Consider the following 383-nt stretch of genomic DNA (forward strand, 5'->3'; position numbering starts at 1 on the left):
GCTGTTGTTGTAGCCGTTCGGTTTGCTGCTTCAGCTGTTAAGAATGTTGGGTTGCTGAAAGGGGTTAATTCTGCTTCGGTTTTGGGTGTTGCGGCGGTGGATGATGTTGCTCCTTCTGCGGTTAAGGCTGTAGAGGGGATAAAAGAAGCTGCCCCTGCTGCGGACAAGGCTGTTGAAGCGGTGAAGGAGGTTGCGCCTGCTGCGGACAAGGCTGTTGAGGGGGTGAAAGAGGTTGCGCCTGCTGCGGACAAGGCTGTTGAGGGGGTGGAGGAGGTTGCGCCTGCTGCGGACAAGGCTGTTGGGGGGGTGGAGGAGGGTGCGCCTGCTGCGGACATGGACGTTGAGGGGGATGAAGGGCCCTCTTTTTGGGGGGGGTTTTAAGG

At 58.5% G+C, this 383-nt stretch carries 1 pseudogene; it reads left to right on the forward strand.

What is annotated here, in order from left to right:
- Positions 1-381, forward strand: a pseudogene (locus tag J7R10_RS09600) (hypothetical protein); the annotation flags it as partial.
- Positions 382-383 lie beyond the last annotated feature (2 nt).

The organism is Bartonella vinsonii subsp. berkhoffii ATCC 51672 (genome assembly GCF_902825225.1).
Taxonomy (GTDB): Bacteria; Pseudomonadota; Alphaproteobacteria; order Rhizobiales; family Rhizobiaceae; genus Bartonella; species Bartonella berkhoffii.